Source organism: Colwellia sp. BRX10-3, from assembly GCF_014077505.1.
Taxonomy (GTDB): domain Bacteria; phylum Pseudomonadota; class Gammaproteobacteria; order Enterobacterales; family Alteromonadaceae; genus Cognaticolwellia.
This window is the reverse complement of the sequence record NZ_JACGWA010000001.1, coordinates 1,121,139-1,142,888: the sequence shown is the minus strand read 5'-3', so window position 1 is coordinate 1,142,888 and position 21,750 is coordinate 1,121,139. Positions and strand designations below refer to the sequence as shown.

The window sequence follows — 21,750 nt, the reverse complement described above, 5'->3', positions numbered from 1 at the left end:
CCTGAAGCGAGATGCGCATTCTACGCACCTGAGTTTTAATGTCAACGTTTTATTTAAATTTATTTTAAAAGTTTGAAACTTTCAAAACCAACCAGTTTAAAACGTTAAGTTAATCAAACTGGCCTGAACCGCATTAGATAACTTATTAAAACAGCTCGTTGGGGTTACCCCTTGGAACTGGAGCGCATTTTAGAGATTTTTGGCTTCACGTCAACACCTAAATAGCATTTAATTGTGAATAAGGGTTTGTTTGCTTTTTATTTGTACAACGCCTACTGTGATTGAGTTTTTAATGTTCAATACGTTGATTAATCACACGGTTTTATCTCCTGCTACTTCTCTGCTTATAATTAGTTTAGATAATTAGCATTAAACTATTATCCACAGAACACTATTTAATGGCTGATTTTTGCTAAGATATCTGAATCAATCATTTAAAACCTTTTATTTATGCATAAAAATAATTTTCGAAACTATCGTGGCATCACTCCTATATTAGGTAATGCTGTTTATATTGATGAATCAGCTGTGCTTGTTGGAGACATTACTTTAGGTGATGATACGAGTGTTTGGCCTTTGGTCGCCGCTAGAGGAGATGTGAACAAAATTACTATTGGTGCTAGAACCAATATTCAAGATGGTACTGTTTTACATGTCACCCGCAAAAGCGCGGGTAATCCCGATGGTAATCCTTTAATAATTGGTGATGATGTTACTGTGGGGCATAAGTGTATGTTGCACGGCTGTGCTTTGGGTAATCGTATACTGGTGGGTATGGGCGCTATTATTATGGACGGTGCTATTATTGAAGATGATGTTTTTATCGGTGCGGGTAGTTTAGTACCACCAAACAAAACACTTAAAAGTGGCTATTTATATGTTGGCAACCCGGTAAAGCAAGTTAGAGAGTTAAAAGAGAGTGAAGCTAACTTCCTCAAGCAATCAGCAATTAACTATGTTGAATTAAAAGCTGAATACTTGGCTGATAATAGTTAACTTATTTAGTTATCTCATTTCTACATGTATTTCGTTATCTTCTGGTTCGTTTTTCTCGAGCCAGAGTTCCGTTATTTCTTCTAAATCATATTTAGTGCAATTATCAATTTCTGCTAACTGCTTTAATTGCATGGAATGAAAATATACCGTGACCTTCTGTCCCGACAGTTGACCAGTGAAACACCAAGCGTCATGATGCTTATTAAAATGTAAATCATCATTAAATAAAATTGCTTGGTTCATATTGTTATTCTCTAAATTTTCTACTTTAATTGAGTTCTTAAGGATGCAAGTACAGATTCAACATCTGGGCTAACGCCTCTCCATAGCTGAAAGCTTGCGGCAGCCTGCCCCACCAACATACCTAAGCCGTCAATAACATGTTCAACGCCAAGTTGTTTTGCTTGTTTTAAAAAGGCAGTTGGCTCTTTGCCATACACCATGTCATAGCAAGCTATTGAGCTTTCAATAGTTTGATCTAAAATGGGTAAGCTATCACCCGATAAACCTGCTGATGTCGCGTTTATGATGATATCAAAGACTAAATTTTCGGTATCGGCAAAAGTAACTGCCTTGATAGAACCTTCGGGATACTGCTGGGTAATTGCTTGTGCTTTGCTTAATGTTCTATTGGCGATAGTCAACGACTTAGGAGATTGTTCCAATATTGATTGCACAACACCCTTCGCTGCTCCGCCAGCCCCCAGTAATAAAACCTTAGTATCTCGCAGTTGAACTTGAGATCTGAGTAAGTCACTCACTAAGCCTACACCGTCAGTCGTATCGCCATAAATAACGCCGTTAGAAAAAATCAAGGTATTGACAGCACCAGCTAATTTCGCTCTTTCACTGAGCTCATCGCACAATGCAAATGCTTGTTCTTTAAATGGCGCAGTCACATTAGCGCCCTTTCCTTTGTTAGCAATTAAGTTTTTGACCGCGCACGAAAATTGGTCAAGCTCAACCAACTCACTTAGGTAGTTCATTGTTTGCTTTGTCTGCACAGCAAATTGTTGTTGAATAAAGGGAGATTTTGATTGGGCAATAGGATTACCAAATACGCGATATTGATCCATTGGATTACTAGCTTAAGTGTTTAGTTGTAGACTAACGCAGTTATGAAACGATGAAAACAAAAAAGCAGTCACTCAATGACTGCTTTTTATATTAATTCTCTCTGACTAAGAATCTAATTAGAACTTATAGCCTAACATTAATGAATAAACCATAGGGTCAATATCGATATCTGCTCTACCAATGTTACTACCAGCGACATCAAACGTTGCATCGGTATTAATATCGATATAACGAATAGAAGCGTTTAGAGACCATTTTTCATCTAAATGGTAGTCAGCGCCAATTTGTGCGGATAACCCAAATGAACCATCTAAATCCAAATTACTTAAACCTAATGATTTTGGTGCCGCAGCGAAATCTTCATCAAAGAAAACCGTGTAGTTTATGCCGACTCCAAGATAAGGTTTAAATGCACTGTGGGTATCAAAATAATATAATGCACTTAATGTTGGTGGTAACTGTGATACCTCACCTAAGTTTGCACCGTCAACACCAAGTACTGAGTTTTTATCTTGAATGGTAATATCATGGGTGAAAGGTGTTGCGGCTAAAAGCTCTATTGCCCAGTTGCTATCGTAAAAATAAACGAAGTTCAAACCTAGCTGGGTATTATCATCAACCGTGAGTGTCATACTTGAATCTGCACCACCTAACATTATAGTTGATTTATCACTGTCTGGATTAACCATAGTTGCCCCACCACGGATAATAAAATCGCCAGCTTGGTTTGCAAGTGCGAGTGGAGATAATGTAAGAGTGGAAAGAATTAGTACATTAATTATTGAAGTTTTCATGAGAGCATTACCTTTTGTAAAATAAAGAAGATATTAAATTTTCACTAGGGTAATTTTACGCCTGCTCAATAATAGAGTAATTGATCTAGCACAAGGTTTGTTTAAAACCTTAAAAAACATTAGGGTTTAATATAAAAATATAGCTTTTGTGATTTAACGCACAAACATCATGATAGCAGGCATTTTCTGCTGATATATATTTGTGCGTTATTGAGAGTCGCTAAAACAGCTTACAACCAATCTTGAGCGACTAAGTAGTCTTGCAATTCAGCTTCTGCACTGCCAGTGCCTGCTTGAAAGTTATATTCCCATCGCACGAGTGGTGGCATCGACATTAAAATTGATTCTGTTCTACCACCTGATTGCAATCCAAATAGCGTACCGCGGTCGAAAACTAAGTTAAATTCAACGTAACGGCCTCGGCGATATAGTTGGAATTGACGATTATTATCATCAAATGGTGTGTCTTTGCGCTTTTCCATCAAAGGTACGTAAGCATCAATAAAACCAGTACCAACCGCTTTAATATAATCAAAGCACTGCTCAAAGCCCCATTGATTAAGATCATCGAAAAACAAACCACCAACACCACGTGTTTCATCGCGATGCTTTAAATAAAAATATTCATCACACCACTTTTTATATTTAGGATAAACGTCATCACCAAAAGGTTGGCAGATGTCTTTCGCCGTTTGATGCCAATGCACAACATCTTCTTTGAATGGATAAAATGGCGTGAGATCAAAACCGCCACCAAACCACCACACGGGTGCTTCACCTTCTTTTTCAGCAATAAAAAATCTTACGTTAGCATGAGACGTTGGAATAAAAGGGTTTTTAGGGTGAATAACTAATGAAACACCACAAGCTTGCCATTTTCGGCCCGCTAATTCTGGTCGGTGTGCCGTTGCAGACGGGGGTAATTTATCACCAGAAACTACCGAAAAATTCACCCCACCTTGTTCAATAACACTACCATTGGTTAATACACGAGTTCTCCCACCACCACCTTCTGCGCGCACCCAATTATCTTCAATAAATTTGCCACTACCGTCAGCGGCTTCTAGCGCAGAACAAATTTGATCTTGCAACGCTTTTAAAAATTCAACAACAACATCGATATTTATAGTGCTCATGAGCGAATAACATCTCCAGATAATGCATCAATAATAGTAGAAGGCTGATCAAAGCCTAAAGTTTTGCCTTTAAGAATAAAATCAATTTTATCAGCGAGTTCATCAGGAATTTCTTGCCAAGTTTTGGCTGGGGGTTTACCACTTAAATTAGCGCTGGTAGATACAATTGGCTTATTGGTTGCCAAACAAAGTGCCACTACGTCTGGCTGGCTAGTAACACGCACAGCAATCGTGTCGAAGCGCCCAGTTAACAAAGTAGAAGTGTCCGCATTTTTAGCGACTAATTGCGTAATACCATCGGGCCAGCGAGATAACACAGCAAAGCGTTTATCTTGCGGTATTTTACTGTCGTCTATATAGGGTAAAAGCTGAGAATAGTTGCCAGCAAGCAATATTAAGCCTTTGTCGACCGAGCGTGACTTAATAGACAATAGCTTCTCAATTGCTTGGTCGTTATCAGGATCACAGCCTAAACCAAAGACCGATTCGGTCGGGTAAGCTAAAATCCCTCCCTGTTGAAATGTTTCTAATGCTGTTGCCATTGGTTTTATGATGTAAGTTAAGTAAAATTAATTAACGGGGATTATACGTTTTTTACACTTAAACTACATGCCTAGAAATAAAAAACGGTAAGAGTTTATAAAACGCTTACCGTTAAATACATAAACTTTAAGTTGAGCATAGCTTACGACTCAAACAAATCTTTAACCTTCTGGCGTAAAACAAACTTTTGCACTTTACCTGTTGAGGTTTTTGGTAATTCACTAAAAACAATAGTTTTAGGCACTTTGAAGCCAGCCATATGCTCACGACAATGTTTTATAACCTCTTGTTCTGTTAGTGTTTGTCCGTTCTTCAAGCCAACAAAAGCACAGGGTGTTTCGCCCCATTTATCATCTTTTTTTGCTACAACAGCGGCTTCTAAAATAGCAGGATGCATATAGAGTATCCCTTCTACTTCTACCGATGAAATATTTTCACCTCCAGAAATAATAATATCTTTAGAACGGTCGCGAATTTCAATATAACCATCTGGGTGCTTTACTGCTAAATCCCCTGAGTGAAACCAACCATGTGCAAAAGCTTCTGCCGTTGTTTTTTCGTTTTTCAAGTAACCTTTCATGGTGGTGTTGCCACGAAACATGATTTCCCCCATGGTTTCGCCATCAGCAGGAACAGGATTCATAGTGTCGGGGTCGAGCACGTTAACTTCTTCTTGTGTAGGGTAACGCACACCTTGACGGGCTTTTAATGCTGCTCGTTCATCAGCACTTTTGTCATTCCATTCATCCTTCCATTCGCTAACCACACATGGACCATAAACTTCAGTTAAACCATAGCTTTGTGTTATTTCAATGCCGAGGTTTTCAATGCCTTTAATCACGGCGGCAGGAGGTGGAGCACCTGCAGTCATCGCTTTGATATTTTTAGGTAATTTTGCCAATAAATTTTCGTCTGCATTTAATATCATATTAAGCACAATAGGCGCACCACAAAAGTGGGTAACTTTATGATCTATCATCGCATTAACGATTGCCCCTACTTCAGCTTGTCTCAAACAAATTTGCGTGCCACCAACCGCTACTATGGTCCAAGGAAAACACCAACCATTACAATGGAACATGGGTAAGGTCCAAAGATAATTTGTTTTATTGTTTGTTGGCCAAATAAAGTTATGTCCAATGGAGTTAAGGTAAGCACCACGATGTGAATAAACGACACCTTTGGGGTTACCTGTAGTGCCCGACGTGTAATTTAGTGCCAATGCTTGCCATTCATCATGCACAAAGGATTGGGTAAAACTCTCATCGCCTTGCGCTAATAACTCTTGATACTCGATCGTTCCAAGCCTGTCACCGCCTGGCCCTTCAATATCATCAATATCTATAACTAGTGGTTTACGCGATGAAAGTGCCAGTGCTTCTTCGATAACACATGAAAATGCCGTATCGGTTAGCAATACATCACATTCGCCGTGATCTAATATAAAAGCAATATTTGCTGCATCGAGACGAATATTGATGGCATTAAGTACAGCGCCTATTTGCGGCACAGCGAAATGTGCATCGAGAAATTGGGGGATATTCGCCGCCATAATACTAACGGTTTGTCCTGGCTTAACACCAAACTTAATCAAACTTGACGCTAAACGACGAACATTTTTACGATATTGTTGATATGTAAATTTTTGCTTGCCGTGAATAATGGCTATTTTGTCTGGATAAACATCGGCTGTACGATTTAAAAAATTAATCGGCGTAAGTGGCTGACTATTCGCAGCGACCTTATCTAAACCTTGGTTATAGATGTTACTCATGAACTTCCTCACTTGTTTACCTAAATGATTTTCAACATGGCTGTTTAGCTACATTCGGCTTTTCAATCTAAAATATCATACGCACATAATTAAATTAAAAAACTATCCTTTGGTCTACATCAGCGCAAATTAATAGTCATTCATCACTATCGTTAAAGATTTCTCATTTCAGAATATTTGTAAACACGTTATAATCTCAGATTAATTTTCACCTGATCGTTAAGTCAGACTGCTAGTTTTAACGTTAGGTTTCAAATCACATTATCAAAAGGCACTACGCGTATGAAAGTTGGGATTATCATGGGGTCAAAATCAGACTGGCCAACCATGCAGCACGCTGCTGAAATGTTAGATTTATTTAATGTTCCTTATGAAACAAAAGTAGTTTCAGCACATAGAACCCCGCATTTACTTGCTGAATATGCCGAGAGTGCTAGAGATCGAGGCATTACCGTTATTATTGGTGGCGCCGGTGGTGCTGCACATTTACCGGGTATGGCAGCTGCTTATACTAGCTTACCCGTGTTAGGTGTTCCTGTGCAGTCGAAAGCATTAAATGGCCAAGACTCATTACTCTCAATTGTACAAATGCCAAAAGGCATTGCAGTTGGTACATTAGCCATTGGCACTGCAGGTGCGGCTAATGCTGGTTTATTGGCTGCTCAAATTATTGGTACCTTTGACCCCACAGTACAAGCTGCTGTTGAAAAATTTAGAGCAGAGCAAACACAAACGATTCTTGATAATCCAAATCCTGCAGAATAAGGCTAGCTAGATGAATGTTTTAGTATTAGGAGCAGGACAACTGGCTCGTATGATGGCATTGGCTGTTAAGCCTTTAGATATCAATATACGAGCTTTTGATGTTGGTTCTAACAATGTAGTAGACCCACTTTCAACGAACATTACGTTTGGCAATTTAACACAAGGCATTGATTTTGCTGATTTTATCACCGCAGAATTTGAGCACATTGACCATCAAACACTTGCGCTGTGTCAGGCATCAGGAAAACTACGCCCTTCAAGCCAAGCCATTAAAGTTGGCGGTGATAGAAGATTAGAAAAAGATCTTTTGGTAAAATGTTCTGTAGCAAATGCTGAGCACAAAATTATCGAAACAAAAGCTGATTTTGACCAAGCGTTAAATAACTTATCTTTCCCGCTCATTTTAAAAAGCGCATTAGCCGGTTACGATGGTAAAGGTCAGTGGCGATTAAAAGATAAAGCAACAGCGGAAGAAACTTGGCTTGATATTAAAGCTTTTTTTGATGGCGGTGAGCAAGGTGTTAAGCATGCTGTAGTCGCTGAGCAAATGGTACCATTTGATCGCGAAGTCTCTTTAGTGGGTGCTCGTGATAGCCAAGGTAATACAGTTGTTTATCCGTTAACCGAAAACCATCATACTCATGGTGTGCTGAGTATATCGATCGCCACTCAAGTAGATGAAGTTCTGCAAACACAAGCAAAGAAAGTGTTTGATAGTATCGCAAAAGAGTTAAATTACATTGGCGTGCTAGCGATTGAGTTCTTCCAAATTGGCGAGCAATTGTTAGTGAATGAAATTGCTCCTCGTGTACACAACTCAGGTCATTGGACCCAACAAGGTGCGGATACTTGTCAGTTCGAAAACCATTTGCGCGCTGTATGTGATTTGCCTCTTGGCAGTACTGAACTAATTCGTCCATCTGCTATGATTAATATACTGGGTGAAGATGAAGTACCTAATGAAATATTAAACGTGGCGAGCACCACTTTACATTGGTATGGAAAAAGTAAACGCGCTGGCCGTAAAATGGGCCATATCAATGTTTCAGGCAATTCTGAACAACAATTAGCTGCGCGATTAACGTTATTGGCTGACATTTTGCCAGCATCGGCATTTGATGAGCTTAAACCTTATGTCACTGCATACCAGAGCAAAATAAGTTAAAGTCAGAATGCGCAAAAAAAAACCAGCTTGTTGCTGGTTTTTTATATCAACAGATTAATTCTTTTGAAAGTGGCCGCAAGGTTTAGACGCGCATTGCAATTTTTCGCCTGCCGCCATTTGTCTTTTCAATAATAAATCAAAACCGCACTTTTCGCATTCGCCAACAACAGGCTCATGATTAACAACAAACTTACATTTAGGGTAATGATCGCAGGAATAAAAGGTTTTACCAAAACGGCTAACTTTTGACTGTAAGTTGCCTTTTTTGCAATCTGGACAAATGACATTTTGTTGCTCAAGTTCATTGTTATCTTGCGCCACGATATAGTGGCATTTGGGATAGTTTGTACAGCCAATAAACATACCGTAGCGGCCTTGCTTTACCGCCAGCTCATTACTGCATTCAGGGCATTCGCTGCCAACCAGTATTTTGTCGTCAACTCGTTCATGCTCTACAACAGCTCGAGTGTATTCACAGCTAGGATAAGTAACACAACCAAAAAATGAACCTGATTTACTGTGTTTAATAGCGAGCTGAGCACCGCATTCAGGGCAAACTTCAGCTGTTTTCTCTAAGGCATGTTCATGACGTGAAAATAGTGGTTTTTCAGAGTTTGACATAATGTACACCTAAAATATTAGGAGCACATTATGTCATATTTTTGCAGTATTACTGTAGGGTATTTTTCGTGCAAGCGCGGCTTAAAAACTTAACTAGTGCAACGGACCTTCTTGCTCATCAAAAATAAGGTCTTCCATTTGAGAATAGGCATTTTCTTTACCTGGCACATTAAATAGCACCATAAGTACAACCCACTTTAAATCATCAATACAGAAAAATTTAGTATCTAATTCCATCACACGATCAATAACCATTTCACGGGTAGTAAAATCTAATAAATTAACCTGCTCTAAAAACATTAGAAAACCACGACATTCTACATCAAGAATTTGGTTCTCTTGTGCTGTATAAATACGAATAGATTGATTACCTACTCGCGTTAAATAAGGATAAGCTTCAGTGTCTTGCAAGGCGGCAAGCTTTTCTAGCCAAGCAAGTGCTTTATAAATTTCATCTTGGTGAAAACCAGCACGCGTTAATTCATCCGTGAGCAGTTCATGATCCACCATTACCTCGGCTTCACTATGAATATAGTTTTCAAAAAGGTACATCAAGATATCAAACATAACTAGCCCCTATTCAATTTAAGGTAGCCCCCTGGCACGGCAGACACCAGACCTCTAAGCTCAAGTACTGTTAAACGAGTTAGCACTACATCTATAGGTAGTTTACTGCGTGAAACCACTAAATCCACAGGAGTGATTTCATATCCCACACTAGCTAACATTGGATCGTTACACAAGTCTTGATTTTTACTTTTTTCTGTCAGATTATCTTTCTCTTTGTTTCTACTTAAGTTTAGGCTATCTGTAACAATATCCTCAAACTCTTCTATTATATCGGCAGTATCTTCAACAAGTTTAGCGCCTTGTTTAATTAACCAATGGCAACCTTTTGCTTGTGCATTATAAATAGAACTTGGTACGGCAAATACTTCTCTACCTTGCTCTAATGCACAACGCGCCGTGATCAATGAGCCACTTTTCAATGACGCTTCAACCACCAAAACCCCCAAACTTAAGCCACTAATTAAACGGTTTCTCTTGGGAAAGTGCCCAGCCTTAGGTGCTACACCTGGCGCAAACTCACTAATAATAAGACCGTTATTTTCAATAATATTTTTTTGTAGTTCTTTATGTCGAGCGGGATACGTTATATCTAATCCTGTTGCTACCACGGCTATAGTATAGCCCTGATTATTTAAAGCCCCTAGGTGCGCTTGTGCATCAATACCGAGTGCTAAGCCGCTAGTAACAACAAATTTTTCTGTTAACTGCCCGGCCAACTTATGCGCAATTTCTCTACCTGATATGCTGGCATTTCGACTACCAACAATGGCAATTTTAGCTAGTGATAAAAGTTCAACATTACCGCGGGCAAAAAGTACCAGAGGCGGATCATAAATTTCTTTTAATAAGTGCGGATATAAGGGATCGTCGAAGGCTATAATTTGACTTTGGCATTGCTGGGAATCAGATATTATTTTTGTCAACAAATCCCAATCAATAGAACTTATTGCAAGGCGTTGCGGATTGGTTAGACCTGACAATGTTAAGTCAGTAGTCGCCGCGAATAGCCTGGCTAAACCAAACTTTTCGACAAGGGCGATTTTTTTATGATTGGCTAGCCGTGGAATAGCTTTCACCGCTAGCCAATAATGCGCAGATGTTAATTCCGTTGTATCACTGCTATTTATCGTATTTGCCACCTGCTTCTCCTTAAGAGTGGCCAACTCTAAGGTTACGGTGCAGCAACCCCATCAAGCACGCGTAATGGTATTTCAGAATGAAGAATTAACGCCATACTGACCTTGTCATACACTTTAAAAACCATCACTTGGCCAATTACTTCAGCCGGCATATCGTAATCTGAATGGTTGTTATTGGCTAATTTGTTCCAACGAGAAGTGTCTTTGGTGTATTGCGGACCCTTGTCTGTTTCGACAACGCCAGGGCTTTTTCTGCTAACGGTTAACACATCACCAACCTGAACGGCATTGCTGACGCCTTGATTAATCATTACCACATCAAATTTAGCAAATTCACGGAGCTTAGTGACAGAACTAACGATTAAGCCTTTGGTATCTTTAGCACCAGCTCGCATGGTAAAAACAGACGGGTAATGTTGCTCCTCATTTACTGGCACAACATAAGCACCAGAACGAATTTCACGTTTTGCGCCATCAACAAAAACAGTACTTGGCTGTTTCTTGCTCATATCACCGCTTTGTGATGCTTTACCTGTACCAACAAGCCTAATGTTATAACCTAAAGTTTCGTTGGTTACGGGATCAACAATGGCATCACCTTTTTGATATATGCCATAACTTTGCCCAACAATCAGGTCACTATTAATATAAACCTTAAAGCCATCAATACTCGAGTTATAGCCTTCATCACTACCAATAACATGAGGTAGACCTTCTAATTCAGCTAAACTTTTAACACTGTCATAACGAATATAAGGTGCGATAGCGTGTAAAGGTAAAGTACTAACGGGGTTTTGGTCTTTTAATTGCTTACGCACTTTAGGTGACCATTTAAGTTCTGGCTTGCCTTTAACCAACATAGGTTGGCCTTGCGAGTCAAATACTAAGCGCAATTCATCACCAGGATAAATTAAATGTGGATTATTAATTTCAGGGTTGAGGCGCCATAATTTAGGCCACAACCAAGGTTGATTGAGGAATATACCTGATATATCCCACAAGGTATCTCCTTTCTTAACGACGTAAGATTTAGGAGCATCTGATTTTATTGTTAGCTCATCAGCCATTATAGATACTGACAAAGCAATGCCGAGTATCAACGAAAATATTCTTATTAGCATGTTAATCTGCCTATTATTATAGGTTTTATCCTAAACCACTATGATTAATTATAAATAATGGCTAAAATTGAAACATAACACTCTATGCGACATTTCGCGAACACTTTTGATAAATTATGGCTATTTTACCTGTATTACGATTTCCTGATGAGAGATTGAGAACAAAAGCACAACCTGTAACTGAAGTTAACGATGAAATTCGCACTATAATCAGTAACATGTTTGAAACTATGTATGACGAGAATGGTGTCGGTTTGGCAGCAACTCAAATTGATATTCACCAACGAATTGTCGTCATTGATGTTTCAGAAAATAAAGAACACCCTTATGTATTAATCAATCCTGTCATCACCCGTAAAAGCGATGACACACTTATCAACGAAGAAGGTTGCTTATCGGTGCCTGGCTGTTATGCCAAAGTTGACCGAAGTGTTGATGTAACGGTTACCGCCCTTGATGAAAATGGCAAAGAATTTTCCTTAGAGGGAGAAGAACTATTAGCCATTTGTATTCAACATGAACTTGATCATCTTGAGGGAATTTTGTTTGTCGATTATTTATCGCCACTTAAACGCCAACGCATCAAAACAAAGTTAGAAAAAGAAGCACGTATAGATAAAGCTAACGCTTAAGCTTGTTTGTTTGTTTAATAATATAACTCAATTGCATTTTGGAAATAACTTTGCCCAGCCCCGTATCTAAACCATTGAATATTATTTTTGCTGGTACCCCTGACTTTGCCGCGCAACATTTAGCGGCACTTATACAATCAGAGCATAATATCGTAGCGGTTTATTGTCCGCCTGATAAACCCGCGGGTCGCGGCAAAAAACTTACGGCTTGTGCAACTAAACTATTAGCGTTAGCACATAATATTCCAGTGCAGCAGCCTGACAACTTTAAAACCTTAGAATCACAGTTAACCATGGCAAGTTATCAGGCAGATGTCATGGTAGTGGTTGCGTATGGATTACTACTGCCAACCGTTATTTTAGAAACACCTGAGTTAGGCTGTATTAATGTTCATGGTTCCATTTTACCAAAATGGCGCGGAGCAGCACCTATTCAACGTGCTTTAGAAGCAGGTGACCCGCAAACGGGCGTGACCATAATGCAAATGGATAAAGGCCTAGATACCGGTGATATGATTTTAACCGCCACTTGCGACATTACAGCGATAGACACCAGCACCAGTTTGTACAACAAGTTAGCTGAGCTGGGACCAAAAGCGTTATTAGAAACATTAACGTTGATGGTTTCGGGCGAATATAAACGTCAACCGCAAGACAATGCGCTAGCAACGCACGCCGCCAAGCTTGATAAAGCCGACGCTGAGTTAAATTGGCAACAGCCTGCCACTGTACTTGATAGTAAAATCAGGGCATATATTCCATGGCCTGTCGCGCAATTTACTTTTAATGAAAACAATAAAGAGCATCGTATTCGAGTATGGCAAGCCAGTGTTATTGAGCTTGAGCATAATCAAAACCCCGGCACTATTATTAGCTGCGATAAACAAGGCATTGTGGTTGCCACAACAACAAATGCTTTACGGCTTGAAATATTGCAACTTCCGGGTAAAAAAGCGTTAGCCGTAGCTGACATACTTAATGGCAAAGCTGATTGGTTTGCCATTGGCCAATCGATCAATGGGCTAAGACAGTCACAACAAGAGTTAACTTAAATTATGGCCGCTAACCTCAGAGCACTCGCTGCTCGCTGTACCTTTGCCGTTGTTGATAAAGGGCGTAGTTTGTCTGACGAACTACCACAACAAATCGCAAAAATAGATATTAAAGATAAAGGCTTATTACAAGAACTTTGCTATGGCGTATTAAGACATTTACCCGAACTTGAAAATGATGTTCGTGACTTCATTAAAAAGCCTTTTGTCGGTAAACAACGCGTAGGTCACTTTTTATTATTGGTTGGGGTTTATCAAATTAAATATACCCGTATACCTGATCACGCAGCGTTTAATGAAACCGTTTCAGCCTGTAAACAGCTAAAGTGTGAGCATTTAAAAGGTGTTATTAATGGCATATTAAGAAATTTTCAACGCCAACAAGCACAATTAATTGATAAAAACGTGCAGCCTGATACCAGCAAACTACCTGCAGCTATCGCATTTAATCACCCTTCTTGGTTTATTAAAAAATTACAAGCTGGCTACCCTGATAGTTGGCAAAATATCCTCACCGCTAATATGCATAGACCACCAATGTGGTTGCGCGTTAATGTGCTACATCACAGTCTTGAACAATATCTGACACTATTAGCTGATGCAGAAATTGAATATGCCTACATTGATGAAAAATCCTCTGCCATTCGATTAGTTGAAGCTGTCGACGTTAACAAACTGCCAGGATTTCAACTTGGTTGGGTATCAATTCAAGACGGTGCAGCGCAACAAGCCGCACTTTTACTTGATTGCCAACCTGATGACAATGTACTCGATTGCTGTGCTGCCCCTGGCGGTAAAACCTGCCATATTCTCGAAGTAAGTCCAAAAATAAAAGCGATGACAGCACTCGATATTGAAGAGTCTCGTTTGCTGCGCGTACATGAAAACCTCCAACGTTTAAACCTGCAAGCGAATGTTATTACCGGTGATGCCGCCACACCCGAGAAATGGTGGGATGGGCAACTTTTTGATCGAATATTACTTGATGCCCCCTGTTCTGGCACCGGTGTAATTCGCCGTCATCCTGATATTAAATGGTTACGTAAAAGCCAAGACATCGCAGTATTAACTGACTTACAGCAAGATATATTAAAAAATGTATGGTCTTTACTTAAACCCGGTGGTACTTTGCTGTATGCAACATGTAGTGTATTACCAGAAGAAAATAGTGAACAAGTTCAACGTTTTGTTGATGAAAACTTTGATGCTGAACATGTATCGATAACCAGCAATATAAATGATATTGGTTGGCAGATATTGACCAACGAAAATTCGATGGACGGTTTTTACTACGCCAAATTGGTTAAAAAACAACAATAAAAGCAATCTTAAATGAAAATTATAATTATTGGTGCTGGGCAAGTTGGTGGAACATTAGCAGAAAACCTTGTCGGTGAAAAAAACGACATTACGCTAATAGATACCAACAGTGAAACCTTGCGTGAATTACAAGACAAAATGGATTTGCGCGTTGTTACCGGTCACGGCTCTCATCCTGATGTACTAAAACAAGCTGGCGCTGAAGATGCTGAGCTAGTTGTTGCCGTAACCAACGACGATGCCACCAACATGATTGCTTGCCAAATTTGTTATTCGCTATTTAACACTGCGAATAAAATAGCCCGAATTCGCTCAAGTAAAATCCTAAAATATCAGAAAGAACTCTTTCAAAATAAAAATATTCCTGTTGATCATGTTATTGCACCTGAGCAACTTGTTACCCGAGATATCGCTCGACTCATTGATTACCCAGGCGCATTGCAAGTTCTAGAGTTTGCTCAAGGTAAGGTAAGTTTAGTCGCGGTAAAAGCATATTACGGTGGTTTATTGGTTGGTCATGCGCTATCAACTTTACGTGAACATATTCCGAATATTGATACCCGGGTGGCGGCGATTTATCGCAATGGTAAACCCATTCGTCCACTGGGCACTACAGTTATTGAAGCAGATGACGAAGTATTCTTTATTGCCGCCTCAATTCATATTCGCGCGGTAATGAACGAACTGCAAAAGTTAGAAGCACCTTATAAAAAAATTATGATCGCCGGTGGTGGTAATATCGGCTCAGGATTAGCGCGACTATTAGAAAAAAATCATCAAGTAAAATTAATAGAACACTCAGCTAAACGAGCAGCATATTTAGCGTCTGAATTAAACGATACGCTAGTATTTACCGGTGACTCGTCTGATCAAGAACTGCTAATGGAAGAACATATCGATCAGTTTGACGTGTTTATTGCTGTAACAAACGATGACGAGGCAAACATTATGTCGTCGTTATTAGCCAAACGTTTAGGTGTGCGCAAAGCGATGGTGTTAATTCAGCGCAGCGCTTACATTGATTTAGTGCATGGAAGTAATATCGATATTGCTGTCTCACCTCAGCACGCAACCATTTCAGCATTATTAACCCATGTACGACGGGGTAATATTGATAATGTATATAGTTTACGAGGTGGTGCTGCAGAAGCGATAGAGATAGTGGCTAAAGGTGATGAAAAATCATCGAAAGTGGTGGGTAAAACTATTCAACAAATAAAATTGCCACCAGGTACAACCATTGGTGCAATTGTGCGTGACGAAGAAGTGCTAATTGCTCATTCAGATACCAAAATTCAAGCCGAAGATCATGTAGTACTATTTTTAGTTAACAAACGCTATATCAATGACGTTGAAACTTTGTTCCAACTTGATGCGATCACATTTTTCTGATCAATAATTATTTGTAGCGAGATAATATAAATCAGGTTTTCCAAAATGCTGGTGTGAATAATACCAGCAAGGTAAATATTTCTAAACGCCCAAACAACATAGCTACAACCAACACCCATTTACTAAAATCATTAATTTCGGCAAAGTTTGCTGCAACCTGCCCCAAACCTGGACCGAGATTATTCAAACATGCTGCAACCGCGGTAAATGCTGAATACTCATCCATGCCAGCCGCTAACAGCAACAGCATACAAAAAACAAAAACAGCTGCATAAGCAGAAAAGAAACCCCAAATAGCTTCTACAACGCGATTCGGTAACGCTTTTTTACCCAATTTAATGGTAAAAACCGCTTTCGGATGCACTAATTTATTTAACTCTCGCACACCTTGTAAATATAGCAGCACTACTCGAATGACTTTCATGCCGCCACCCGTGCTACCAGCACAACCACCAATAAAACTTGAAAAAATCAATAAAATGGGTAGCAGCGTAGGCCAATTAGAAAAAGTAACCTCGCCAGAAGATGTTCCGGAAAAGCCTGCTGTAGTGCTAATCGACACGGCATGAAAAAGTGCTTGCTCAAAATTATCAAAACCTGATTGGTAAACATTAAAACTAGTTAGCACAATAAAGCACAATAAAATTAAAACTAACTGGATACTCAAAAATGCTTTAAATTCTGAATCATAAAAATAGCTACGTAATGATCGACTATTGACTACCGCAAAATGTAGCGCAAAATTAACGCCAGCAACCAGTAAGAAAAATACACAAATGAAGTTGATTAATGGACTATTAAAATAGCCCATACTTAAGTCGTGTGTTGAGAAGCCGCCAATAGCGATAGTAGAAAAAGAATGACATATAGCGTCAAATAAATTCATCCCAGCAGCCCAATAACTCATTGCGCAAGCAAAGGTTAATGTTACATAGATTAACCACAAATGCTTGGCGGTATCAGCAATGCGTGGGGTCATTTTTGAATCTTTCACCGGGCCAGGAGTTTCCGCGCGATATAGCTGCATGCCACCTATACCTAGCATAGGTAAAATAGCCACCGCCAAAACAATAATCCCCATACCACCTAACCATTGCAGTTGCTGGCGATACCAAAGCACCGCGTGCGGTAATCCATCAATCTGGGTTAATATGGTTGCGCCTGTAGTCGTAAGGCCAGAAAAAGATTCAAAAAATGCGTCGGCAACGGAAAGGTTAGGCTCATCTAATAACAATAATGGCACAGCTGAGAAGCTTGCCAGAACAGTCCAAAAAAGTACGACAATTAAAAAGCCTTCTCGCGCCCTTAAATCGCTTTTTTCAGCGCGATAAGGGTACCAAAATAATAAGCCAGCAATGAGGCAAAAAATAAAAGACATTAAAAATGAAACACCACCACCATCTCGATAGAGCAGAGAAATAAAAGCAGGCGGCAGCATAGTTACACTTAGTAAAGCGACTAACAGCCCTAATATTCGGATGATATTTTTAAATTGCACAGTATTTATTATTGCTTTTTAGTTATGGGTTGAAGCGTTAACTGCCCAGCAGATAGTAATTGTAATTTCTGTTGGAAAAGCTCAAGTTTTTCATCAGGTAATGCGAGTGTAAGAACAACGTTTTCATTGTAGTCTTGCTGGATAATTTCACCACCAACTTGACCAATAAAATACAAAACATCATTCACTTGGGTATATTGACACGCTAGTGTTTTGCGTACCATAGGAATTTTCAATTTTGTTGGTAAAACAGCCAAGGCTTGCTTAACACTACCGCCATAAGCTCGTTGTAATCCACCAGGACCAAGCTTAGTACCACCAAAGTATCTTACAACAACGGCACAGATTTCGCCGATATTGCTCCCCATTAATATACTTAACATAGGTTTACCTGCGGTGCCTGACGGCTCTCCATCATCAGAAAAGCCATACAATTGGCTATTTTCAGGACGGCCAGCAATAAAAGCGTAACAGTGGTGATTAGCTTGTGGATGTAATACTTGCAAGCTTTTAATAAAAGCTTTGGCATCCGCGGCACTAGTACAAGGCTTGAGGTAGCAAATAAAGCGACTGCGCGTAACTATTGTTTCATCAATAATTTCTTGAGCCGCTATTTGATAAGGTGAAGACACGTGTATATAACTTAGTTTAAGTCAAAATCTCGCGTCATATTCTCATTATGCGATTGATGCACAATAATATTATCTTCTATTCGAATACCGCCAAATGGACGCATAGCATCAACCTCGCTCCAGTTTACCATTTTACCATGAGCAGATTGCTTTAAGTCAGCAAGTAACGAGTCGATAAAGTATAAACCCGGTTCAATAGTAAAAACCTGATTAGTTTCTATCACGCGCGAGGTACGTAAAAATGCATGCGGTTCAGGGCTATTAACATGGGTACCACGTTCGTCTGCCATAAAACCGCCAACATCATGAACTTGTAAACCTAGATGATGCCCTAAGCCATGTGGGAAGAAGGTCGAAATAATGCCAGTTTCCACTGCCGTATCTACATCAACATTTATATAGTTAAACTCTTTTAATACCTTACCAATTTCGCGATATGTTGCGATATGCAGATCAACATAACTAAGCCCTGGTTTTAAAGCATCGACGGCATTTAGCATTAAACTATCCATGCGAGCAATTAGCTCAGCAAAACGATCACGCTTGAAAGAATAAGTACGCGTAATATCTGAAGCATAACCATGAAAATTAGCACCGGCATCAAGTAAAAAAGAACGGTGTGCTTGTGGCACACCGCGGTCTAAAGCGGTGTAATGCAAAATGGATGTATTTTCATTTAACGCCACTATATTACCGTAAGGTGTTTCACTTTCAACATGTTGTGTAGCTTTTAAGTAAGCATGCTGAATATCGTATTCTGAGGCACCATCAAAAAAAGCCGCTTTTGCTGCTTTATGCCCTTTTACCGCGATAGCGCTAGAACGACGCATACATTCTTGCTCGTACGAGGTTTTATAGGCACGATGAAAATGTAGATAATTAATCAGCGGTTCAGGATTAATATGCTCAAATCCTAATGCCTTTGCAACTTCAATATGCGCGCCAATATAAGCAAAGGCTTTTTTATCGTAAGGTAGTAATTTATCTACTTCACTGGCTTTGGCTAAAATCTTTATATCGAAAAATTCATTCCAATAATCATCCGCTAAACCAATAACTTTATGCCAAAAATCAACTGGTTGATAATAAATTAACGTTGGTTTATCTGTACCATTTACTAGCAACCAACAGTTGGCAACATCAACTAAAGGTAACCAAGCTTTAAAATGTGGATTAACACGAAATGGATAGCTGTTATCGTCTAAGAATGCTTTAATTTCTTGACCAGAATGAATAACTAAACCCTCAAGATTTTCTCTTTTTAATACGGCTTTAGTGCGTTTTTGTAACTCAGCAACGTGAGCTGGGTAATGGCTAGCTAGTGTATTCATCTGGTAACTCTCTAAATTTCTTTGATTTTAATTATACCGTGTTTGGCGCAATATTATAATGCTTAGCGCAATGCTACTCGTTTATGTTCATCGCGATAATCTGATCAAATAAAGACCCTGTTTGCCCTACTTTGTGTTGATAAATTTGCTGATAAGCTAAAACACTTTTAACGTATTCTCGGGTTTCTTTAAACGGTATCGTTTCTATCCAAACGTCTGCTGGCAAAGCCTCTGCGTCTTTTAACCAACTTTTTACTCGATAAGGTCCAGCATTATAAGCAGCAGTAGCAAGCACCTGATTACCGTCATGTCTGTCGAGTAAGTTCCGTAAATATTTCGTGCCTAATTTAATATTATTTTTAGCTTTGAATAAATATTGAGTCGACACTTTTCTTCGTGCCAGCTGTTTTGCTGTAGCTGGCATTATTTGCATCAACCCTTTAGCGCCTGCTGGAGAGTTAGCATCTGACATAAATGAGCTTTCACGTCGTGCAATGGCAAACGCCCATGCAGGATTAATTTTTTGATTGCCCGCATAGTGTTTAATTTCAGTCTCAAAGCCTAGCGGAAAACGTAAATTCACATCATTTAAATAACCAACCTTAGCTAAGGTAAATATTGCTCGGTCGTACCATTGCATTTCATTCGCCACTTTAGAGGCTACTAACTTTTCGCGTTCGTTTAATTTTGACAACCAGTAATTCCACTCTAAGCGGGCGTGATGAAATCGCCCTATGGCAAAAAGCTCAAAAGCTCGTTTTGCTTCAGGACTTTTAGTAATCAAGGATTTCTCCTCTGCGCTGACAACAAGTGGCATATTTTGAAAGTTAGAGGCTTTATTTAAGTAACTAGCGGCTAAAAATCCATAGTAATGTCGACTTTGAGCAAGTTCACTTAACAGTTTAGTACCTTGTACTAAATCATTGGTGGCTAACAAACTTCTGCTATACCAATAACGCCACTGCAGGCTCAGTTGCGCGGTTTTTGGTAATTTTAATAATTTATCTTTTATGTGTTGCCAATTTTGATCGCGCAGTGCATCAGTTATATACCATTGCGTTAAATTACTACTAAATAACTTTTCATCAACTTGCTCTAACCAACTAGCGGCATCGGCATGATCTTTACTGGCTAATGCCAAGGCGAACTTTAAAGTAATTTGTTGCTGCTGTTGCTTAGTAAATGGCAATAGCGCCTTCGCCAATTCATAAGTATCAAGTGCTTGCTCAGGTGACCGCCATATAAAACGCTTTAGGCCATAAGCGACTATTTCAGCTTCACGTTCTGTTTTATTATTAAATATAGACAAGTTTATGATGTATGCAGGATCACGACGAACCTTATGCCAAATCTCTGCCAAGGCTTGTTCTTTTTCAGGTAATAGCTTAGTTAAATAAGGAATTAAACTATGTTTACCTCCATCAGCCGATAAAACAATGCGTTGCCAAATAATATCATTGGTACGATAACCCGCTTGTTGCCACTTTTCAAACAAGGGATCACACACTTTAGGTTGTGACTTACCCACCAACCAAAGTGAATTAACTTTCGGTAAAACTCTCGATGGCGCGACACCGGTTTGTAATTCAAAGCTGTAATGCTGACACGTTAACTCAACATTACTGGTGGGTTTGAAAAAAGTTTGGAAAAGTAAGGGCTTTTTGCGCTTGGCTAAATAAGTTAACCACTTTTTTCTTAGCGGCCAATCAAGCGGTGTACCTTCATATTTTGTTAGGAAGTCACTTATTTCTAAAGCTGAAGACAACTTCATTTTTGTCATTAACCGCTTCTGATCTAAATAGGGCTGTAGCGGGTAGTAATGCAGTTGGTTATATAAGTTTTGATAAGTCGCAGAACTGTTGTTCCAAATTTGCTTTTCGGCTTGTAGGAAAGTTTTTCTTTGCATGCTTTCATCACTAGCAAATGTTGAAACACTAGCCAATAGGCCACTTAATATGATGGTTTTAATAAATCGGAAACTACCTAACGGCATTTGATGACCTTGGAAAAATAACTGTAGATCAATTATTCACCTCTAACGTGACAAAGCAAGTCTATTCAGCACAATTATCCGCTTAATTGCCGATATTTTGTCTTGATATTATTAAGAGCCAACTAAAAAATAACTTATTAATAAATTAACCAAAGTAAATTTATAGTTGCGTCATTTTAAATAGGCTTTAAAATTGCCA

At 39.2% G+C, this 21,750-nt stretch carries 21 protein-coding genes; 7 read left to right on the top strand and 14 right to left on the bottom strand.

Annotated features, from left to right (window positions below):
* Positions 1-450: 450 nt before the first annotated feature.
* Entirely contained in the window at positions 451-996 is a 546-nt protein-coding gene (locus H4J38_RS05095) for a gamma carbonic anhydrase family protein (protein ID WP_182130010.1), read from the top strand.
* A gap of 9 nt (positions 997-1,005) precedes the next feature.
* Here the strand turns inward: H4J38_RS05095 and H4J38_RS05090 are convergent, their stop codons facing one another.
* The 6 genes from H4J38_RS05090 to H4J38_RS05065 form a co-directional block, all read right to left on the bottom strand.
* Positions 1,006-1,239, bottom strand: coding sequence for a hypothetical protein (locus H4J38_RS05090; protein ID WP_182130008.1), 234 nt, complete (start codon positions 1,237-1,239; stop codon positions 1,006-1,008).
* A gap of 20 nt (positions 1,240-1,259) precedes the next feature.
* On the bottom strand, positions 1,260-2,072 hold the full coding sequence (gene aroE, locus H4J38_RS05085) for a shikimate dehydrogenase (RefSeq protein ID WP_182130006.1): 813 nt from the start codon (positions 2,070-2,072) through the stop codon (positions 1,260-1,262).
* Positions 2,073-2,189: 117 nt separating this feature from the next.
* Positions 2,190-2,867 (bottom strand): OmpW family protein, encoded by a 678-nt coding sequence (locus H4J38_RS05080; protein ID WP_182130004.1) that lies wholly within the window; start codon positions 2,865-2,867, stop codon positions 2,190-2,192.
* 230 nt (positions 2,868-3,097) lie between these two features.
* Complete coding sequence (gene hemF, locus H4J38_RS05075) at positions 3,098-4,003, bottom strand: oxygen-dependent coproporphyrinogen oxidase (RefSeq protein WP_182130002.1); 906 nt, start codon at positions 4,001-4,003, stop codon at positions 3,098-3,100.
* Positions 4,000-4,545, bottom strand: a complete 546-nt coding sequence (locus tag H4J38_RS05070) for a Sua5/YciO/YrdC/YwlC family protein (RefSeq protein ID WP_182130000.1) — start codon at positions 4,543-4,545, stop codon at positions 4,000-4,002. The genes hemF and H4J38_RS05070 overlap by 4 nt, the downstream gene beginning before the upstream one ends.
* A gap of 143 nt (positions 4,546-4,688) precedes the next feature.
* Entirely contained in the window at positions 4,689-6,320 is a 1,632-nt protein-coding gene (locus tag H4J38_RS05065) for an acyl-CoA synthetase (protein WP_182129998.1), read from the bottom strand.
* 282 nt (positions 6,321-6,602) lie between these two features.
* On the opposite strand from H4J38_RS05065, the gene purE reads away from it, so the two are divergent.
* Positions 6,603-7,085 (top strand): 5-(carboxyamino)imidazole ribonucleotide mutase, encoded by a 483-nt coding sequence (gene purE / locus H4J38_RS05060; protein ID WP_182129996.1) that lies wholly within the window; start codon positions 6,603-6,605, stop codon positions 7,083-7,085.
* Positions 7,086-7,095: 10 nt separating this feature from the next.
* Positions 7,096-8,250 carry a 5-(carboxyamino)imidazole ribonucleotide synthase gene (locus H4J38_RS05055; RefSeq protein ID WP_182129994.1) on the top strand — a complete coding sequence of 385 codons (1,155 nt, stop codon included), beginning with the start codon at positions 7,096-7,098 and terminating at the stop codon, positions 8,248-8,250.
* A gap of 54 nt (positions 8,251-8,304) precedes the next feature.
* On the opposite strand, the gene H4J38_RS05050 is transcribed toward H4J38_RS05055, so the two are convergent.
* The 4 genes from H4J38_RS05050 to H4J38_RS05035 form a co-directional block, all read right to left on the bottom strand.
* The gene (locus tag H4J38_RS05050; RefSeq protein ID WP_182129992.1) at positions 8,305-8,871 is read right to left on the bottom strand and encodes a type I DNA topoisomerase; all 567 of its coding nucleotides are present in this window, start codon (positions 8,869-8,871) and stop codon (positions 8,305-8,307) included.
* 93 nt (positions 8,872-8,964) lie between these two features.
* A complete protein-coding gene (locus H4J38_RS05045) occupies positions 8,965-9,438 on the bottom strand; it encodes a DUF494 family protein (protein ID WP_182129990.1) in 474 nt (157 codons plus the stop codon).
* A gap of 2 nt (positions 9,439-9,440) precedes the next feature.
* Entirely contained in the window at positions 9,441-10,580 is a 1,140-nt protein-coding gene (gene dprA, locus H4J38_RS05040) for a DNA-processing protein DprA (RefSeq protein WP_310733441.1), read from the bottom strand.
* Between the two features lie 32 nt (positions 10,581-10,612).
* Positions 10,613-11,701, bottom strand: coding sequence for a LysM peptidoglycan-binding domain-containing protein (locus H4J38_RS05035; RefSeq protein ID WP_182129988.1), 1,089 nt, complete (start codon positions 11,699-11,701; stop codon positions 10,613-10,615).
* A 116-nt stretch (positions 11,702-11,817) separates the two neighbouring features.
* Here H4J38_RS05035 and def point away from each other — a divergent pair, with 116 nt between their 5' ends.
* The 4 genes from def to trkA are packed head-to-tail and all read left to right on the top strand — an operon-like array spanning position 11,818 to position 16,097.
* A complete protein-coding gene (gene def, locus H4J38_RS05030) occupies positions 11,818-12,333 on the top strand; it encodes a peptide deformylase (RefSeq protein ID WP_182129986.1) in 516 nt (171 codons plus the stop codon).
* Between the two features lie 50 nt (positions 12,334-12,383).
* A complete protein-coding gene (gene fmt, locus H4J38_RS05025; RefSeq protein ID WP_182129984.1) occupies positions 12,384-13,385 on the top strand; it encodes a methionyl-tRNA formyltransferase in 1,002 nt (333 codons plus the stop codon).
* A 3-nt stretch (positions 13,386-13,388) separates the two neighbouring features.
* On the top strand, positions 13,389-14,705 hold the full coding sequence (gene rsmB, locus H4J38_RS05020; protein ID WP_182129982.1) for a 16S rRNA (cytosine(967)-C(5))-methyltransferase RsmB: 1,317 nt from the start codon (positions 13,389-13,391) through the stop codon (positions 14,703-14,705).
* 12 nt (positions 14,706-14,717) lie between these two features.
* Positions 14,718-16,097: a Trk system potassium transporter TrkA gene (gene trkA / locus H4J38_RS05015; protein WP_182129980.1), complete on the top strand. Its 1,380-nt coding sequence runs from the start codon at positions 14,718-14,720 to the stop codon at positions 16,095-16,097.
* Positions 16,098-16,128: 31 nt separating this feature from the next.
* Here trkA and H4J38_RS05010 read toward each other — a convergent pair whose 3' ends face one another.
* The 4 genes from H4J38_RS05010 to H4J38_RS04995 form a co-directional block, all read right to left on the bottom strand.
* Complete coding sequence (locus tag H4J38_RS05010; RefSeq protein WP_182129978.1) at positions 16,129-17,595, bottom strand: TrkH family potassium uptake protein; 1,467 nt, start codon at positions 17,593-17,595, stop codon at positions 16,129-16,131.
* 8 nt (positions 17,596-17,603) lie between these two features.
* Positions 17,604-18,227 (bottom strand): YigZ family protein, encoded by a 624-nt coding sequence (locus H4J38_RS05005; protein WP_182129976.1) that lies wholly within the window; start codon positions 18,225-18,227, stop codon positions 17,604-17,606.
* Positions 18,228-18,238: 11 nt separating this feature from the next.
* Entirely contained in the window at positions 18,239-19,558 is a 1,320-nt protein-coding gene (pepQ, locus tag H4J38_RS05000) for a Xaa-Pro dipeptidase (protein ID WP_182129974.1), read from the bottom strand.
* A 73-nt stretch (positions 19,559-19,631) separates the two neighbouring features.
* Positions 19,632-21,551, bottom strand: a complete 1,920-nt coding sequence (locus H4J38_RS04995) for a transglycosylase SLT domain-containing protein (protein ID WP_182129972.1) — start codon at positions 21,549-21,551, stop codon at positions 19,632-19,634.
* Positions 21,552-21,750: the final 199 nt, after the last annotated feature.